Here is a 17221-nt window from a genome sequence, read left to right as displayed (position 1 = left end):
CCGCGGCGGCGAAATGAAGCTCACCCGATCGAAGAAAAACCATGCAGTAGCCTCGACCTGCGGCTGGATGATTTCAGGCGGCGCGCAGGAATTTTTGCACCCTTCCCCGGTGTTGCTCCTTCTTCGGCCGGCACTGCTGTCGGGGCCGCCGGAAGAGTCAGCCCGGCCCGGCCATCTCGGCGCCGCTCAGCAGCATCGAGAAAAGGCTCATCGCGCCGGTGCGGAAGGCGACAGCCAGCGCGTACCCGATGGCGGCGTCGGCCGGTTCGGTGTCGTCGCGGTTGACCAGCCATTGCACGAGGAAGTCGCCGTCCTCGTCGTCCATCGAGGGCTCGAAGACCTTCTTCCCGTCGCGGATCAGCTGGCTGGTGGCGATGGAGTTCGGCTTGAACCGATAGCGCTTCCCGTCCGCCGTGAGGTCGACGCGGTACGAGCCGCGGGTCCATTTTCCCTTGCCGGGGCGGAGATCCGCGACGGCCTCGCCGACGGTCATGATCAGGTCGGCGGGTTCGCGCGAGCCAATGGGCACGAACCGGTTGATCGGCGCGTCGGGGGAACGGGCGATGACGACGGTGGGAACGTGTGCCCCGGAGACTTCGACCAGGCCTCGCGCGTCGTCGGTGTGAATGGTCAGTTCGTCGTAGAAGGCGTCGTCGACGACGCGGGGTGCGGTGAGGGGCATGCCGGGTCCTTTTCTTGATCGGCTTCCGGGACTAATAGCTGAGTGGCCGCCAATTCGCGATACATCGGGTCGGCGGCCAGCAGCTCGGCATGGGTGCCGATCGACCTGACTCCGCCCCGGTCCAGCAGCACCAGCCGGTGCGCCGAGACGACAGTGGACAGGCGGTGCGCGATCAGCAGCACGGTGCATTCCCGTGCGGCCGCTTCGATGGTGCGCCGCAGAGCCTGTTCGCTGCGCGCGTCCAGGTGCGCGGTGGCCTCGTCCAGCAACAGGACCTGGGGACGGCGCAGCAGCGCCCTGGCGATCGCCAGCCGCTGGCGCTCTCCTCCGGAAAGCGCGATCCCGCGCACTCCTACCGGCGTATCCAGTTTTTCCGGCAGCCGCTGGACAAGCTCGTCCAGGCCGGTCAGGCCGAGCACCTCGGCGATGGCTTCCTCGGCGGCTTCGGGCGCCGCGTAGACCAGATTCTCCCTGAACGTGCCCGCCAGCATCGGCGAGTCCTGCTCGACGTAGGCGATCCGGCGGCGCACCTCGGCACGGCTGCGCCGCGCGATGTCGTCGCCCGCGAGGAGGATCCGGCCGTCCTGGTGGTCGTAAAACCGTTGCAACAGCGAAAAGAGCGTGGTTTTTCCCGCGCCGGACGGGCCGACGATCGCGGTCATTTCCCCCGGTTCGGCGCTGAACGACACGTCGCTCAGCGCGGGCGGACGCCCGGGATAGGCGAAGGAGACGTGATCCACGACCACCCGCGGCGGAGGTCCGGCCGGGGCACTGACCTCGGTGTCGACATCGTCCTCCACGGTCATCTCGCGCACCTCCTCGATCCGCTCCAGCGCGCCGAGACCCTGTTGGAGCGCGGCGAAACCGGTGACCAGCGACAGGATCGGGGTGCCGAGGTTGAACAGATAGAGCAGGAACGCGATGAGCGTCGCGACGCTGAGGCCGCCCGTCGCCACCAGCACGCCGCCGAAGCCGATCACGACGAGGAACGAGGTCTGCACGGCCATCCCGGACACCGTGGCGATGACGACCTGGTAGCGGGCCCCCTTGAGCCCGGCGCGGTAGGCCGTGCGCGCCGCCGAGACCGCCCGCTCGGTCTCCTCGGCTTCGGCGCCGCTGGCCTTGACTGTGCGCGCCGCGCCGAGGGAACGGTCCAGCGCGGCGCCGATCTCGCCGACCGATTCCTGGGTGGTCAGGACCACCTGGCGGATTCTGGGCATGACGAAGCCCAGCACGACTCCGACGACGGCCAGCACGCCCGCGGTCATGCCGAGCAGCGGCAGGCTCATCAGCGCCATCATGACCAGGCTGGCCACCAGGTGCAGCACCCCGTTGACCACGTCGATCAGTCCGGTGGTGGCGGCGTGCTGCACCACGGTGCTGTCGGAGGTGACGCGGGTGGTGAGCGTCCCGGGTTCGCGCTGGTCCAATTCGGACACGCGGAGCCGGATCAGCCGCCGGATCAAACCGCGCCGGATGCCGAACACCATCCGTTCGGCGGTGCGCTGCCCGATCCAGGTGTGCCACCCGTTGAGCGCCACCGAAACGACGAACACGCCGACCAGCAGCAGGAGTTCCTCGCGCAGGCTTTCGCCGAGGGACAGCTTGGCGATGATCGTTTCCACCATCAGGGGCTGCACCAGCTCTGCCGCGCTTCCCGCCAGGGTGAGCACCAGGACCAGCACGAGCGGCCAGCGGTGCGGTTCAGCGTGTCCGAGCAACGCGCGGAGGGGGCGGACGGGCCGTCCGTCGACGGTGCTCATGACGCGTTCCCGGATGGACTGTGCTGTTCGGAGGCATCGGGAAGCTCGTCGGCGACGACCGTCGCGTGCGCGGCGGGGTCGAAGTGCGCACGGGCCGCGGCGGTCACCTCGGCGGTGCCGAGCAGGTCGACCCGGCTCAGGTAGCGGTTCAGCCAGTCGGGCGGCAGCCCCCGCAGCACGAAGCCGGTCGCGGCGCTGGCGATTTCGGCTCGGGTGGCCAGCCCGGCGGCGGCGAATCCTCTCGCGAGCCGCTTGGCCGCCCCGACTTCCTCCGGCGTAGGTCCTTCGTCGGCGAACCGGGCCATGCAGGCGGCGAGTTCGCCGGCCGTCCGGCTTCCGTTGCCGGGGCCGGTCACCGCTTCCACCGCGGTCCAGCCGCCGGCCCCGGTTTCCTCGAGCGAGGACTGGACCCGGTAAGCCAGGCCGAGCCGTTCGCGGATCCGCCGGACCAGCCGGGAGGAGCCGGAGCCGCCGAGGATCAGGTTGGCCAGGTGCAGGGCGGGGTGCCGCGGATCGCCGGCAGTCAGCCCGGGGCCCGCGGTCAGCACCAGCGTCGGGGTTCCCGCGGCGGCGGGCAGGGTGAGGCGGCCGGTGTCGCCGGTGCCGGCCAGGGGCGGCAGGCGCAGCCCGGACGCGGCGCCGGTCCAGTCGCCGAAGACCTGGACGGCGTGTGCGAGCGCGGTGTCGGCGGACAGCGGCCCGAGGATCAGCAAGACCGCTCCGCTGGGCACAATCGCTTGGGCGTGCAGGCGCCGCAGGTCGTCGGCGGTCACCGCGAGGAGATCCTCGGCACCGGCCGGTTCGGCGGTCAGTGGATGCCGGCCGTACCGACGGCGAAGCAGCTGCCGATACGCCGCTGCCCGGGGCTCGGACCGCTCGCGGGACACCATGGCTTCCACGACCCGGTCCAGTTCGCGGCCCGGGTACGCGGCTTGGCGCACGACCGTCGCCAGCAGGCGGATCGCCTCGGGCAGCTGGGTGCTGAGCGTGCTGGCGGCCACCAGCAGGGCTTCGCTGTCGCGGCTGACCGACAGTTCCGCGCCGAGTTCCGAGGCGCGGTCGACGACGGCGCGTTCGCCGAGCTCGGAGGTGCCCCGCAGCAGGCACGCGGCGAGCAGTTCCATGGGCGCGGCCAGCTCCGGGCGGGTGGCGAAGGGCAGCGCGAGCCGGATTTCGGTGACCTCCGCTCCCGGCTCCTGGGCCAGCACGACGCGAAGCCCGTTCGGCAGGACGGCCTCGACCGCCTCGGCAAGGAGTTTCATCAGGAGCCTCCAGCCAGTTCGACGCACGCCGCCGGCGCCGCGCGCACCGCTCTCGCCGCGTTCGCCACCTGTGCCGCGGTGGTCGCGGAGAGCAGGCCGGGGATCTGGTGCGGGCCGTCCAGCCGGGGAAGCAGCACCGCGAACCGCCCGTGCGCGACGGCGCGGGTGACCACGGAATCCAGCTGCCGGTGATGGCCCAGCAGGAGCAGGGCGATCGCGCGGTCGAGTTCGGCCTTGTCCGGTCCGGTGCTGCTCAGCTCTTCGAGCAGGGCGTCCCATTCGGCGAGCAGTTCGTGGACCGGCCAAGCCCGTTCCGGCAGGAAGGTGGCGACCAGCAGGTCGGGGGAGGCGGTGTTGAACCATTCGCCGTTGAATCCGCACCGGATCGAGGCCGAGCGCAGCAGCGGCTGGCGCTTCCGCCACCGGGGCAGCCAGGCGGCGGACAGGATCTCGGCGAGAACCGCGTGTGCGACATAGCCGGCGGGAGCGGTGTCCGCGTCCGGCAGCGGAGTCGCGATCGCGAGGGCAGTGCCGCGGAACCGTTCGGCGGTGTGCTTGAACCACGCCCCCGGCCGGGGTGCCAAGTCCGGGCGTGCCGCGCGGCGGCCGGACGGGAGTTCGCCGAACGCTTCCCGCACGGCGGCCTCGGCCCGTGCCGGATCCGCCGCGCCGGCGATCGCGAGCACCGTGTTGCCCGCGGTGTAATGCTCCCGGTGGAAGGCGAGGGCTTCGGCCGGGGTCAGCTCCCGCAGGTGCGCCATGATCCCGTGGTCCCCGCCCTCGTGCCGGTCCGGGCCCCAGAGCGCCGAAGCCGCCATGGTCCAGGGGAACCCGCCGAAAGAGGCGAACACGGCGCCGCGGATCTCCTCCTCGATCACCGGAAGCTCCCCGTCCAGCGCGCGCCGGTCCGGAGCGAACCCGGTGAAGCGGGCGGCCTCGGCGGCGAGCAGCGGCTCGAGCCGTTCGGCGTCGGCCACGCTGAAATAGCTGGTGTGGTCGCGAAAGGTGTTGGCGTCGCAGAGTCCGCCCATCGCTTCGACCGTCCGCAGATGCCCTGCCTGTCCCTCGTGCTCGCGGGGGAACATCAGATGCTCCACCGCGTGCGCCAGCCCGCGTGCGCGGGGCGGGTCGTCCCGCGAACCGGCTCCGACCGAAACCGCGACGGCCACGAGGTCGTGCCGGTGATCGGGTTCGACGATCACGCGCAGCCCGTTGCCGAGCGTGAACCGGTGGACGGCGCGGGTCATCGGCGCCCCGGTGTGCCGGTGCGCTGCGGCACGTTGCGCTGCGGCCGCAGGGGATCGATGCCCGCCGCGCGGAATTCGGCGGTGATGCGCAGCTCCCGCGTGCCCTCGACGGGGTCCAGTGCGTGGTCGACGAGGGCCGTGGCGAGCGCGAAACAGCGGTGCTGGCCGAAGCTCAGGTGCTGCTGGCCGGGACGGGAGTCGGCTGGTTCCCAGGCCGCGGCGACGCCCCGGGCCAGCCGCTGGGCGAGCACCGAGGTGGCCGCGCCCAGCGCGCGATCGTCGCGCAGCCGCCGCGCGATCGCTGTTTCGACGGACTGGTATTCGCCGTGCAGGTAGATCACCAGCGCGTCCCGCCGGGGGTAGCCGGTGCGGACGGACAGGATCTTCGCGTGATAGTCGGCGTGCAGTGATTCCAGTTCGCGCAGGACGTCGCGCCAGACCCGGACCGCGCCGTCCGGATCGGTCAAGTGCACGAAGATCCGGCGCACCGCCGGGTCCGGCCGCCGCCGCTGTTGTGAGCCGAGGACGTAGAAGAAGCCGGGCGACAGCGCCGGACGCGCGGCGTCGAGCCGCAACCGGACCGCGGCGCCGGGGATCGCGTCGGCCGGGCCGGCGAGCCGATCGCGCGGCACCCGGACGGTGACCAGCGCCGTGCGCACGATGAGTTCCTCGTCGCCCGCCGCCAGCAGCACCCCGTCGACCGGAGCGCAGGCGTGCGGGACGGCGTCGGCGAGCTGGTGCTCGAAGTCGCGATCGCGGCGGAATTCCTTGGCCGCGGACCCAGGACCCGGCGTTCCGGCGTGCAGAGTTTCGTAGAGCGCGTTCGCGAGCCGCCCGCGCAGATCGCGCGGGTCGGAGCCGGTCAGCCGGGTGCCCGCGACTTCCGCGGAACAGCCGTCGGGCGATACCGAGACCTCGCGCAACGCGGCGACCAGCCTCGGGTTCAGCGGACAGGACAGTCCGGCGGTCATGCCTGCCTCCCTCGGCCGGGCCGGACAAGGCCGAGGAGCCCGGCGGCGCCCTCCGGATTGAGCAGGACGCCGCGCCCGACTCCGGCCGCGGCTTTGGCCACCGGGTTCAGCTGGAGCTGGGATTCCGCGCCCGCGATGAGCCGGTCGTACAGATGCCAGCCGGCGAACCGCATGGCGCGCACCGCGAGGTGCGGGTCGGGGACGCGCCGCGTGCGGTAGCCCGCCCAGAAGGCGCCGATCCGGGGGACGGCCTGGCGCAGGTTGGCCATGCCGCGATCGAGGATGTCCTGGTGCGTGGCACCGAAACCGGCGAACCGGGAGCCGTCCCGGCGCGCCGGATTCACGAAGATCGTATAGGTGACGTGGTAAAGCCATTCCCCGATGAACGCGCCGACGTCTCGTGCCGGATCGGCGAGCCGAAAATTCTCCCAGTCGCACAGATACAGCCGTTCGCCGGATGCGATGAACTGGTCGAAGCGGAGATCCCCGTGCACCGGGACGGGCGGCGCGGCGTCTTCCAGCGTCCTCAGTTCGTGCAGCGCGTGCACCGCTTCCTCGTCGTCCTGCAGCAGCTGCCAGGCGGCGAGCTGCGCCGAGGTGTTCTCCTGGACGATTTCCCAGGGAAGTCCGGCAAGCCAGGAAAGCGGAGGGAAGAACAGCGGGGAGGTGTCCAGACCGGCCGGGTCGAGCCCGTGCGCGGTCGCGATCGCTTCTCCGGCGCGGAAACACAGGGCCTCGCTGAATTCGCCGGCGACGGACAGCTCGATGCCGGGCTTCGCGTCGTCAAGCAACGCGAAGACCAGGAGACGGTTCTCCTCGTCGTGGCCGAGCAGCTCCGGCGAAGCCAGCGGACCGCGCGGCTCCAGCAGGGCGGCGGCCCGTTCGAAGGCCAGCGAACGGGCGATCCCGGGATTGACCGCTTCGCCCGTGTCCGGCAGCTGTTTCACGAAGACTTTCGCCCCGTTGCCGGTGGTGCCCGCCCAGTTGTCGTTCCGGCCGCCGAAGGAGGTCGTTCCGGTGCTGCCGAGCGTGCCGAGGCGGAGCCTGTCCAGCAGCCGGTTGACTTCGGCGGCCGGGGCGATGGTGCTGGTCTCGGGCAGCTGCCAGGAAACTGTTTCGCCGATGCCGGTCACGCGGCTTCTCCGCGTGCCGCGCGGCGGCCTTCGTCATCGATCAGCTCAGCCGCGAAATCGACGTAGCCAGTGAACTCGTCGAGCCATCCGGCATAGGCGGCGAAGTCGTGCAGGTGGGTGATCAGCCGCAGGACAGCGCTGCGTCCCACCGCGACCTCGTCGCAACCAGGCCCGTAGCCCCGGCGCAACGCCCGGCGCAGCGTGGGAAAGTCCATCCACGGGTAGACGCCGACCCAGTGCAGCTCGTGCAGTTCGCCGAGCAGCCAGCCGAGGTCGGACTCCGGCCGTCCCGCCGCCAGATCCGATCCGATCAAGAATTCGCCTTGCGGGGCAGCCGTTTCCGGAATGGCCAGCGGTGGCAGCAGGGTGCCCAAGGAGGCGAATCCGTGCAACAGCGTCCTTTCCTCCTTCGGCGGGACGCACCAGTCGCGCAGCCGGGACAGCCTGGTGCGGCCCCACCGCGGCCAAGCGAGGTCGGCGAGCTTGGCCAAGCTCGCCGGGCCGAGGCCGGGTTCGTCCAGCCAGCGGGCGACGCGTCGCGGGCCGGGCGGCGTGCTCGCGGCGTCGGGTCCGCGGAGCTGATGCAGGGCGCGCAGTCCGCGACCGGCGCCTTCCAGGGTCGTGGCCATTAGTTGCTGAGTGCGGGGTTGTTCGAGGTCCAGCCAGCTCATCGCGGACAGCGGGCTGCTGGCCAGGTAGGTCAGCGCCCCGGCGTCGCCGGCGGACGCGGGCACCCAGCGGAGAGCGGGCACCGAGCAGGCGGAGATCGCTTGGGCCAGCGCGCGGTCCGGCGCGGCCATCCGGACCGGGCTGTCAGTGCCTGGCCGGTGTGTCCATTGGAAGGCCCCGCCGGGAAGCAGATGGATCTCCGTCCGGCGCAGGCGACTGCCGTACTCCTCCACGAGCATCGCTTCCGGCTCGTCGTCCGCGCGCGTCATTCCGGCCTCTTATCCGCCGTCAGCTGGCGGTATCGCCGTTCCAGCAAGCCGATCAGCTCGGACAGCGGCGCGACGCTGCCCGCCGCGGACTCGCCGGAGCTGGCGCTCACGGCGGTTTCGGTGGGGCTCACCACGACTCGCGGCCGATCCGCGAACGAACGCAGATGTGCGGCCACCACCGGGTTGCCCGCCGCGCCGGGAGGCAGCGCGGGGGCGATGCCGACGACCGCCTCGGTGCACTGCAGCGCGAGCAGCGCGGGCGAATCCCCGAGGCCCAGCGCGAAACGGGAGATGAAGTTCAACGTCGCGGGATAGACCGCGATCACGTCGGCCCAGTTCGCCAGCGCGACGTGCGGTGCGTCCCGGCCCGGCTCGTCCGGCCATTCGTCGAGCAGGACATCCGTCCGGGACAACGCCGAGAGGGCGTGCCGGGAAACGAAATTCGCGGCGGACCTGGTGAGTGCGACCTTCAGCGAGATCGCCGGCAGCACGGCGTCGATCCAGTTGATCCAGTACGGCAGGAACGCCGCGCTCAGCGCTCCTGAACCGACCAGCAGCAGGCGCTCGAACGTCACCTCGCCGGTGACGACGTCGACCGCTTCGAGGTCGGATGAATAGAGTTCGGGCATAGTCGCTTCCGGATCGCGGGTACTGCCGGGAAAGGACCTCGGGACCGGCGAGAACGCCGGCCCCGAGGCTTGCCGAGCCGCTCGTCGGCGGTCAGCACACCTTCCTGATGGTCCTCCAGATCCCGCCGCCCGCGGCGGCGATCCCCGCCGCGCACTGCTGCGAGGAACGCGCGGCGATGATGCTGGCCCGGATGAGGATCGGAGCCAGGACGGGGGTGGTCGCGGCGGGCGCGGCCTTGCCGTCGAACTGGTCCAGCTCCTCAGCCGTCGTGTAAGCGGTGTAACCGCTCAGCAGATCGGTTTCGGTCATGGTGTGCATCGCGTTCTCCCGTCACTGTCCGCCCGGAGGCGTTCTCTCGCGAATATGGAGCGGCCGAGCATGAGTTCAACGTTTCAGGCACTCGCCCCGCTTTAAGGAAAAGGCAAGATTTTTGGTACGGTGAAACGTTGAACGCAAGGACCCCCATTTGATGAGCGCATCAGCCAACGCCGGTGCGCTCGACCCGAGAATCGGACATTTGCCGCGGCCGTGTCAACCATCGCGGACTTCCGCGCGGAAATATCCCCGCTTCGGGGGGCTGCCGAAGTGCGGCGACGGCACCGCGGGAAACGCGCTGCTCCGGTCACCGGCCGCGTCCTTGCTCCGGGTGCGCGAAAGTCTGGTCGATGGCCCGGATTCCGAATTGCGCGATCCAGTGGGAGTTCAGGTAGTCCGAAGTCGTGTCCCAGTCCTGCGGGCGGGCGACCTCCGCGGTGACCAGTTTGACGAAACCGTTGCGAACGGCGGAGTCGCGAGTGGCCTGGTAGATTTCCCACAGGGCGTTGGCCCGGGAGAAGTTGAGCCCCGCCGAATGCGCCGACCGCGGATCGGTGAGCAGCGACACCGACACGTCCTTGGGCAGTCGCCGCGAAACCCACTCCGCGGCGCCCGGCCCGCCTGCCTTCGCCACCGCGGCCAAACGCATGAGACACGGTGCCAGGAAGCCGTTCTCGGTGATGTCGCTCTTGGGCTCCAGTTCGCCGGAGAGCTCGCCCGGCAACACCTCCGCGCATCGCTGGTCCGCTTCGTCGGTCTTCAGGTACTTCGACACGTCTTCGCGCACCGACGAGAGAAGGGCGTCGTCACCGGTGTACTGCGCCCATCCGGCCAGAGTCTGCAGCGTCCAGGACAGGTTGGAATGCATGTCGTAGAAGAGATTCTGTTCCGCGTTGCCGCCGGTCAGCCACGACTTGATCTGCTTGACCGCCTCGTCGGCCAGCGGCCGGGTCGTGCGGGTTCCCGTGGCCTGCTCGCGCGCCCTCTCCATCTCGAGCAGCCAGGCCATCCCGTACGGGGTGTCCGCCGTGTCCTCGCCGATCGAACCGTCCTGCATGTACTTCAGTTCCCGTGCCACGACGCCGGGATCGCCCGCGGGCTGCATTTGCTTCTCCGCCGCGTCGAGGTACTTCTTGTCGTGCGTGGCCAGATAGGTCGCGTAGAGGGCGTAGTGCCCGTGCACGGCCGAATGCCAGTCGTAACAGCCGTGGAAAATCGGGCTTTCCGCTGCTGTCTCGTCCTTCTTTTTGACACAATTCAGTACCGGCTCCGCCAGCTTCTTCACCATGCCGGTCCGGCTTTTCTCGAACTTAGGCCAGCTGGGCGTGGCGGGGTCGGCGTGCGCCACTCCGGGCAGCGTCAACGCGGCGGCCAGCACCAAGGGAACGAGCGAGCGCCATCGGAGTGGGCGGGAGAATACGACCATGTCACCTGCCTGCTTTCGGAAGAGCGGGACGGGACTGAATGCGAAGAGCGAACTGGCCCGCCGTGGTCACTGTTGCGCACTGCTCACTCTAAGGATCGTTCAACAAATCTACAATAATCTTGTGTGCGGGAATAACTCCCTCGTCGAGCATGAATAATGTCACGCGCAGAAAGGAAAAAATGCACCGTATTTCTTCGGGTGGTGACATGGCGCGTTGCGTCGGGCAAACTGCGGATAAAGCTGCGGCAAGAACGCCTCGCCCCGTTCGGGGCCCGCGCATTCGCGGCGGCAGCAGTTCCTGTTTTCACAGCAGCCCGGTCGGCGTATGCCCGCCCCTCTTGTGCGCCGGCCGGGTGTCCACTCCCGCGCGAAACGGGGAGCTGGCGCGAGGGGAGCGGGCACCCGCCATGGGGTAGGCGGGTGCCCTTCCGGCGCGCGGACCGCGATGCCCGTGCGAACGCATTCGACGACGAAGTGACGGTGCCCGCATGACCCTCCCCCGAGCGGTTCTCCTCGACCTCGACGGAACGCTGATCGACACGGAAGAACTCTATCTCGAGGTCGCCGGAGAACTGCTGGGCGCGCACGGCTTGGCGTTGAGCGAGGAGGCGCGGATCGCGGCCATCGGATCGTCGATGGAGACGCTCGCCGAGCTCGTCCGGGCGGCTGGCCTCGAGGTGCCCGCGGAGGTCGTCATCGAGGACATCGTGGCCGGGGTCGTGGCGAGGCTCGGCGAATCGGTGCCGTGGCGCGACGGCGCTCGCGACCTCCTGGCGGCCCTGGCGGGAGCCGGCATCCGGGTCGGTCTCGTCACGATGTCGTACCGCGTGGTGGTCGACCGGGTGCTGCGCGACGTGGGATCCGGGTTCTTCGCGGTGGTCGTGAGCGGAGACGACGTGGCGGAAGGAAAGCCCGCACCGGAGGCCTATGTGCGCGCGGCCGGCGTGCTCGGCCTCGACCCGGGCGACTGCGTCGCCGTGGAGGACAGCCAGACCGGTGCGGCCGCGGCGCGCCGTGCCGGGATGTGGGTCATCGGGGCTCCGTTCTATCGCCCGCTGCCCGCGGACACGGTCGACGAGGTGTGGGACTCGCTCGTCGGCCGGCGGGCCGAAGACCTGCTCAACAGGCCGCTCCGGGACATGTCCGCGCGCATGGGTTCGGCTCCCTGACGCTCACTGGTGGCGGCGCGGTGGCTCATCCGGACGCGCGCTCGGCCGCGCCCAGGCCCGGGAGTACCGCGCGATTCGTGCTGGACAACGAAGACGCCTCCGGTCGGCCGTCGCCGGAGCGATTTCCCCGGGAAGGCCGGAGCGCGCGGAGTCAGCGCTGGTTCACCCGGCGCCCCACAGCCCGGGTGAACCAGCGCTCCGCCGGTGGCCTGCCGAGCGCGGAACAGGCCTCCGGCGGTCCCTCCGGCAGCACAACCCAGCCAGATCGCTTGCCGCAGGGAATCTGAGTCCCTTCGCGGGGATCACTGTCCATAATGGAGCGACGCAAGTCTACCCTGGAATCTCGCGGAATACCGTCGGCTGCGCACTTTTGGTGAGCATCTCATCTCGGCCGCCGGAATTGGTGCACGAGCACTGGCAGGGTGTTCTCGCCCTCGGTCACAATGTCCTTCTGAAGACGCAGTAGGCGCGCGGGCATCCGGTGTCGTCCAGCGCCGCGGAAAAATCGGAGAGCATCCAGCCCTCCGCCTCCACCGCCTCGATCTGTTCCGCCCACCCGGCGATGGATCCGCTGGCGGTGAACGGGGCGCTGAACATCGCCGCGAACACCGTCCTCCCTCGGCGCGCCGCGCGGGCCGCTTCGGCTCCGACGCTCGCTGCTTGCGCCCTGCGGAACAAACTCGGCATCTTCCGGTCAACACCAGCTTTCTCGAGCGACAGGTCGTCCGGCGCGACCGACTGACTGTGCGGGAACGAGTTCTCGCACCGGACGCTGCCAAGCAAAGACCCGCCGCGGAGGATGGGGGAATCAAGGCCGCGGCGGGACGCCGCAATTCTAACCCGGCATCGCGCCGGGCGGGCGTGCGATTTTCACGTCTTTCCCGTGACAGCGACCAGGGACCGCGCACTGCCCAGGGAGTCCTCGTTCGATCTGCCGGGCGCGCGCGAGCAAACGTGATGAAGATTCATGTTTGATGTGCTTTACTCCCTCGTACCCGAGCGGGACGCCGCGCGCCGCGGCCGGGTTCCGCGTCAGTTTCTCCGAAAGGCGGTGGCCGATGTCGTTCAACCTCGCCGCGATGCTCGTCGAATCGGCTGCGGCGCGGCCGGACAAGCCGTTTCTGCACGCCGGGAGCCACTCGTTCAGCTACGCCGAGGTCGACGGGCTCTCCGGGAGGATCGCCGAGTCTCTCGTGTGGCTCGGGCTCGAACCCGGCGACAAAGTCGCGGTCCAGCTGCCGAACGTGCCGGAGTTCGTCCTCGCCTGCTTCGGCATTCTCAAGGCGGGCTTGGTCATGGTCCCGCTGAATCCGCTGCTGACCGCGCCGGAGATCGCGTATCACCTGCGGGACAGCGATGCCCGCCTGCTGATCGCGTTCGGCCCGCTCGCCGGCGCCGCGCTCAAGGGCGCGGGCCAGCTTCCGGTGTACCTCGTCGGCGAGGCGGGAGAGGCGGGAGAGGCAGGCGGGGCCCGCTCGTTCGACGATCTCCTCGAGTCGCCGGATTCGGGGCTGCTGCGGCCGATGTCGCCCGACGACACCGCGGTGATTCTGTACACCAGCGGCACTACCGGCAGGCCGAAAGGCGCGGAGCTGACGCACTTCCAGCTCTTCATGAACTGCACGGTGTCGGGTGAGCTGTTCGGGGCGACCGCCGAGGACGTCAGCCTCGCCGTGCTGCCGCTGTTCCACGTCTTCGGACTGTCCAGTGTGCTCAATGTCATGACCCGGTTCGGCGGATCCCTGGTGCTCGTACCGAAGTTCGACGCGGCGGCCGTGCTGGACGAGATGGAACGGCACCGCTGCACGCTGTTCTCCGGGGTGCCGACGATGTACGTCGCCCTGCTGCAGCAGGACCTCGCCGGCCGCGACCTGTCGTCGCTGCGTTCCGCGGTGTCCGGGGGCGCGTCGATGCCTGGCGAGGTGCTGCGGGCGTTCGAGAAGAAGTTCGACGGGGTGGTCGTGCTCGAGGGCTACGGCCTGTCCGAGACGGCGAGCGGCACGACGTTCAACATCAGCGCGGAACAGCGGAAAGTGCTTTCGATCGGCAAGCCGATCTGGGGCGTCGAGGTGAAGGTGGTCGACCGCGCAGGAACGGAACTCGGCGCCGGGCCGGACCAGGTCGGCGAAATCGTCGTGCGCGGGCACAACGTGATGAAGGGCTACTACGGTCGCCCGGACGCGACCGCGGAGGCGATCCGAGACGGCTGGTTCCACACCGGAGACCTCGGCTACCGTGACGAGGAGGGCTACTACTTCGTCGTCGATCGGCTCAAGGACCTGGTCATCCGCGGCGGCTACAACGTCTATCCGCGCGAGATCGAAGAAGTGCTGTACGAGCATCCGGGCGTCGCCGAGGCTGCCGTCGTCGGCGAACCGCACGAGCGTCTCGGCGAGGAGGTCGTGGCGTACGTCGTGCTCAGGGCCGGGTCGGACGCCAGCGTCGACGAGTTGGCGGAACACTGCAAGGGACGGCTCGCCGCTTACAAATACCCGCGCACGATCACGCTGCTTGACCGGCTTCCCAAGGGGCCGACCGGGAAGATCCTCAAGCGGGCTTTGTGAGACTGGCGCCCCGGGCCGCGACGGCGTGCGCGCTCCCTCGCCGGTCTGGCCCGGCTTCCCGTTAGGACTTTCGGCGGACCTCTTTGCCGTGCAATGAGTCACGCCGCTGCCGTGAGGATGTCACGAGGTCTCCGTGCGGACGTTCATCACTTGGCGGTTCGGCTTTGAACCGCCGTGCGGTGAGGTTAGCGTCAAATGCCGTGGACCTGGCGCGGAGATCCCGCTCCGGGTGCGAAACGGAGAAGACTCGTGGCACCCTTCCTGTACCGGCTCGGCAGGCTGTCGTTCCGCCGCCGGGCGATCGTCGCGGCGGTGTGGACAGCGGTTCTGATGGCGCTCGGCGGCGGTGCCCTCACCCTGTCTGGCCCGCTGTCCGATGCGATGCCCGTTCCGGGTATCGAGTCGCAGACAGCATGGGACCGGATGATTGAAGCTTTTCCGCAGCCAGGTGCGGGCGGCGGCACCGCGCGGGTGGCGATTGCCGCGCCGGAGGGGCGGAAGGTCACGGATCCGGCGGGTCAGGCGGCGGTCGAGTCGGTGGTGGGGAAGCTGCGGTCGGCGCCGAAGGTGGCGGGGGTGGTGGATCCGTTCCAGGCGAGGTCGGTGTCGCCGGACGGGCGGGTCGCGCTCGCGCAGGTGAGCTATCAGGTCAAGGGTTTCGAACTGTCCGACAGCGACCGGCAGGCGCTGCTGGCGACCGGCGATCACGCGAAGCAGCTGGGGTACCGGGTCGAGTACGGCGGGGACGCGGTGCAGGGGATCCCGGCGACCGGGGCCACCGAAGGACTCGGCGTCGCGGTCGCGGCGGTCGTCCTGATCATCACGTTCGGGTCGTTGCTGGCGGCGGGGATTCCGTTGCTGACCGCGCTGGTCGGGGTCGGGGTCGGGATGGCGGGCATCATGCTGGCTTCGGGGTCGATGGAGCTGAACTCCAACACTCCGGTGCTGGCGTTGATGATCGGTCTCGCGGTCGGCATCGACTACGCCCTGTTCATCGTCTCCCGCTACCGGCACGAACTCGCTGAAGGCCGCGAACCCGAGGAAGCAGCCGGCCGCGCGGTCGGCACCGCCGGTTCCGCCGTGGTGTTCGCCGGGCTCACCGTGGTCATCGCGCTCGCCGGGCTGACGGTGGTCGGGATCCCGTTCCTGGGCCAGATGGGCGTCGCCGCGGCGGCGACGGTCGTGGTCGCGGTGCTGATCGCGTTGACGCTGCTGCCCGCCGTGCTCGGCTTCGCCGGCGCCCGCGTCGCCCGCAGCAAGATCCGGGTGCGCCGCCGCACCGAAGGCCCGACGCACGGCGAACGCTGGGCGCGGTTCGTGGCGCGGCACCGGGTCCCGGTCCTGCTGACCGCGCTCGCCGGGCTGGCGGTGGTCGCGGTCCCGGCGTTGAGCATGCAGCTCGGCCTGCCCAACGACTCGACCGCCGCGCCGGACACCACCCAGCGCAAGGCCTACGACCTGGTCTCCGCGGGTTTCGGCGAGGGCGCGAACGGGCCCCTGCTGGTCGTGGTCGACACCGGCCCGAACCGCAATCCGGACGCGGTGAAGCAGGCCGCCGCGGACATCGGCAGGCTGCCGGACGTCGCCGCGGTGACGCCGCCGCGCGTCAATCCCGCCGGCGACACCGCGCTGCTGACGGTGATCCCGAAAAGCGGCCCGAGCAGCACGCAGACCGAGGACCTCGTGTCCGCGATCCGCGCGCAATCCGCGCCGCTGCAGGACAAAACCGGCGGCAGTCTCGCGGTGACCGGGCAGACCGCGGCCAACATCGACGTCTCGCAGAAACTGTCCGACGCGATGCTGCCCTACCTCGCGTTGATCGTCGGGCTCGCCTTTGTGTTGCTGATGCTGGTGTTCCGGTCCGTCGTGGTGCCGTTGAAGGCGACGCTGGGGTTCCTCGGCTCGGTGGTCGCGACCTTCGGCGCCGTCGTCGCGGTCTTCCAATGGGGCTGGCTCACCGGGCTGCTGGGGGTCGCCTCGACCGGCCCGATCATGAGCATGCTCCCCATTCTGCTGATCGGCGTCCTGTTCGGACTCGCCATGGACTACCAGGTGTTCCTGGTGACCCGGATGCGCGAGGAACACGTCCACGGCGCCGAACCCCAGGAAGCGATGGTCACCGGGTTCCGCCACGGCGCCCGCGTCGTCGTCGCCGCCGCGCTCATCATGATCTCGGTGTTCGCCGGGTTCGTCCTTGCCGAATCGACGCTGATCCAGTCGATCGGGTTCGCGCTGGCCTTCGGCGTCCTGATCGACGCGTTCGTCATCCGGATGACCATCGTGCCCGCCGTCATGTCCCTGCTCGGCCGCCGCGCCTGGTGGCTGCCCACCTGGCTCGACCGGATCCTGCCCAACGTCGACGTCGAAGGCGAAGGCCTCGTCCGCGAACTCGGCACTCCCGGGGACGACCAACGCAAATTCACCCGAATCTGATTTGGGTCCGGCCGGTCTGCCGCAACGTGCTTCCTCTCAAGCCTGAGGCGCTTGGCCCGCACTCGAGCCCGGCTCGGCAGACGATCGGGTTCGCGCGGGCAGTTCATGCGCATCGGTGGGGCGATAAGGCGAGGGGAGACCCGCGAAGGCGCGTTTTTCGTCGCCGGAGGCAGGACCGGCGAAGACCTGCGGAGCGCTGACGGGGCGGCTGATCGGCGTCAACGCGATTCCATGGCATTCCATGAAGCCCGGCTGGTTCGGCCGCTCCCGGTTTCGCGTTGACGAAAACTCAACCGTGCGCGCGGTCTCCGCGTAAAGCGCCTGGATTTTTCGGGCCGTACGCGACGCCCGCGCAGTCGGGCAACGGCAGAGTTCCGCCGCGTGAACCCGATGGGGGCAAGGCCGTCTGCTGCCTTGTTCGCAGGCGTCGGAAAGAAGTTCAGAAATTCATCCGCCATGCGGGACGTCATGCGCCAACGGCTCACGAAAACGGTCGATTTGGTTAATTCGTCCGAGAGTGCGCAGGTTATATAGGACCGTGAATAATTCATTATTTCTCCGCGATTCGCCGATCTCGGCGGGCCGTCCGGCGCGGTCGCTTGTAGTGTCATCGGCACGTTCAGCGGCATTCAGCCTGGCAATCGAGCCCGTCCGACGGCGCGACGAGCAGTCGCCCCCGCAAGGAAAC

At 69.7% G+C, this 17221-nt stretch carries 14 protein-coding genes; 3 read left to right on the top strand and 11 right to left on the bottom strand.

The features are described 5' to 3' along the window. Window positions 1–157: 157 nt before the first annotated feature. The 10 genes from SSMG_RS22910 to SSMG_RS22865 all read right to left on the bottom strand — a co-directional run bounded on the left by SSMG_RS22910 (window position 158) and on the right by SSMG_RS22865 (window position 10367). On the bottom strand, window positions 158–682 hold the full coding sequence (locus tag SSMG_RS22910; protein WP_009079860.1) for a hypothetical protein: 525 nt from the start codon (window positions 680–682) through the stop codon (window positions 158–160). Beyond that, the gene (locus tag SSMG_RS22905) at window positions 631–2445 is read right to left on the bottom strand and encodes an ABC transporter ATP-binding protein (RefSeq protein ID WP_009079859.1); all 1815 of its coding nucleotides are present in this window, start codon (window positions 2443–2445) and stop codon (window positions 631–633) included. The genes SSMG_RS22910 and SSMG_RS22905 overlap by 52 nt, the downstream gene beginning before the upstream one ends. Beyond that, the gene (locus tag SSMG_RS22900) at window positions 2442–3707 is read right to left on the bottom strand and encodes a pitrilysin family protein (protein ID WP_009079856.1); all 1266 of its coding nucleotides are present in this window, start codon (window positions 3705–3707) and stop codon (window positions 2442–2444) included. Before SSMG_RS22900 ends, SSMG_RS22905 begins: the two co-directional genes overlap by 4 nt. Further along, complete coding sequence (locus SSMG_RS22895; protein WP_009079854.1) at window positions 3707–4954, bottom strand: pitrilysin family protein; 1248 nt, start codon at window positions 4952–4954, stop codon at window positions 3707–3709. Before SSMG_RS22895 ends, SSMG_RS22900 begins: the two co-directional genes overlap by 1 nt. Then, window positions 4951–5925: a T3SS effector HopA1 family protein gene (locus tag SSMG_RS22890; protein WP_009079852.1), complete on the bottom strand. Its 975-nt coding sequence runs from the start codon at window positions 5923–5925 to the stop codon at window positions 4951–4953. The genes SSMG_RS22895 and SSMG_RS22890 overlap by 4 nt, the downstream gene beginning before the upstream one ends. Beyond that, window positions 5922–7058 (bottom strand): class V lanthionine synthetase subunit LxmK, encoded by a 1137-nt coding sequence (gene lxmK / locus SSMG_RS22885; RefSeq protein ID WP_009079851.1) that lies wholly within the window; start codon window positions 7056–7058, stop codon window positions 5922–5924. The genes SSMG_RS22890 and lxmK overlap by 4 nt, the downstream gene beginning before the upstream one ends. Then, window positions 7055–7996, bottom strand: a complete 942-nt coding sequence (locus SSMG_RS22880) for a hypothetical protein (protein WP_009079849.1) — start codon at window positions 7994–7996, stop codon at window positions 7055–7057. The genes lxmK and SSMG_RS22880 overlap by 4 nt, the downstream gene beginning before the upstream one ends. Further along, on the bottom strand, window positions 7993–8625 hold the full coding sequence (locus SSMG_RS22875) for a flavoprotein (protein ID WP_009079846.1): 633 nt from the start codon (window positions 8623–8625) through the stop codon (window positions 7993–7995). Before SSMG_RS22875 ends, SSMG_RS22880 begins: the two co-directional genes overlap by 4 nt. A 91-nt stretch (window positions 8626–8716) precedes the next feature. Further along, a complete protein-coding gene (locus SSMG_RS22870; RefSeq protein ID WP_009079844.1) occupies window positions 8717–8944 on the bottom strand; it encodes an LxmA leader domain family RiPP in 228 nt (75 codons plus the stop codon). Between the two features lie 304 nt (window positions 8945–9248). After that, the gene (locus SSMG_RS22865) at window positions 9249–10367 is read right to left on the bottom strand and encodes a DUF2891 family protein (protein WP_009079842.1); all 1119 of its coding nucleotides are present in this window, start codon (window positions 10365–10367) and stop codon (window positions 9249–9251) included. A gap of 488 nt (window positions 10368–10855) precedes the next feature. On the opposite strand from SSMG_RS22865, the gene SSMG_RS22860 reads away from it, so the two are divergent. Then, on the top strand, window positions 10856–11536 hold the full coding sequence (locus SSMG_RS22860; RefSeq protein WP_009079840.1) for an HAD family phosphatase: 681 nt from the start codon (window positions 10856–10858) through the stop codon (window positions 11534–11536). A 438-nt stretch (window positions 11537–11974) separates the two neighbouring features. Here the strand turns inward: SSMG_RS22860 and SSMG_RS45510 are convergent, their stop codons facing one another. Next, a complete protein-coding gene (locus SSMG_RS45510) occupies window positions 11975–12145 on the bottom strand; it encodes a hypothetical protein (protein ID WP_158688065.1) in 171 nt (56 codons plus the stop codon). 449 nt (window positions 12146–12594) lie between these two features. On the opposite strand from SSMG_RS45510, the gene SSMG_RS22850 reads away from it, so the two are divergent. Both SSMG_RS22850 and SSMG_RS22845 read left to right on the top strand, forming a co-directional pair. Next, a complete protein-coding gene (locus SSMG_RS22850; RefSeq protein ID WP_009079834.1) occupies window positions 12595–14100 on the top strand; it encodes a long-chain fatty acid--CoA ligase in 1506 nt (501 codons plus the stop codon). 249 nt (window positions 14101–14349) lie between these two features. Beyond that, window positions 14350–16533 carry an MMPL family transporter gene (locus SSMG_RS22845; protein ID WP_037714558.1) on the top strand — a complete coding sequence of 728 codons (2184 nt, stop codon included), beginning with the start codon at window positions 14350–14352 and terminating at the stop codon, window positions 16531–16533. Window positions 16534–17221 lie beyond the last annotated feature (688 nt).

Origin of the sequence: Streptomyces sp. AA4, assembly GCF_000158875.1 — a bacterium.
GTDB lineage: Bacteria > Actinomycetota > Actinomycetes > Mycobacteriales > Pseudonocardiaceae > Amycolatopsis.
This window is presented reverse-complemented; position numbering and strand designations above follow the sequence as displayed.

Coding starts and splice junctions, on each gene's coding strand:
- SSMG_RS22895 (WP_009079854.1), bottom strand. CDS start 4,954: ATGACCCGCGCCGTCCACCGGTTCACGCTCGGCAACGGGCTGCGCGTG.
- SSMG_RS22865 (WP_009079842.1), bottom strand. CDS start 10,367: ATGGTCGTATTCTCCCGCCCACTCCGATGGCGCTCGCTCGTTCCCTTG.
- SSMG_RS22870 (WP_009079844.1), bottom strand. CDS start 8,944: ATGCACACCATGACCGAAACCGATCTGCTGAGCGGTTACACCGCTTAC.
- SSMG_RS22860 (WP_009079840.1), top strand. CDS start 10,856: ATGACCCTCCCCCGAGCGGTTCTCCTCGACCTCGACGGAACGCTGATC.
- SSMG_RS22880 (WP_009079849.1), bottom strand. CDS start 7,996: ATGACGCGCGCGGACGACGAGCCGGAAGCGATGCTCGTGGAGGAGTAC.
- SSMG_RS22910 (WP_009079860.1), bottom strand. CDS start 682: ATGCCCCTCACCGCACCCCGCGTCGTCGACGACGCCTTCTACGACGAA.
- SSMG_RS22875 (WP_009079846.1), bottom strand. CDS start 8,625: ATGCCCGAACTCTATTCATCCGACCTCGAAGCGGTCGACGTCGTCACC.
- SSMG_RS22905 (WP_009079859.1), bottom strand. CDS start 2,445: ATGAGCACCGTCGACGGACGGCCCGTCCGCCCCCTCCGCGCGTTGCTC.
- SSMG_RS22850 (WP_009079834.1), top strand. CDS start 12,595: ATGTCGTTCAACCTCGCCGCGATGCTCGTCGAATCGGCTGCGGCGCGG.
- SSMG_RS22890 (WP_009079852.1), bottom strand. CDS start 5,925: ATGACCGCCGGACTGTCCTGTCCGCTGAACCCGAGGCTGGTCGCCGCG.
- SSMG_RS22900 (WP_009079856.1), bottom strand. CDS start 3,707: ATGAAACTCCTTGCCGAGGCGGTCGAGGCCGTCCTGCCGAACGGGCTT.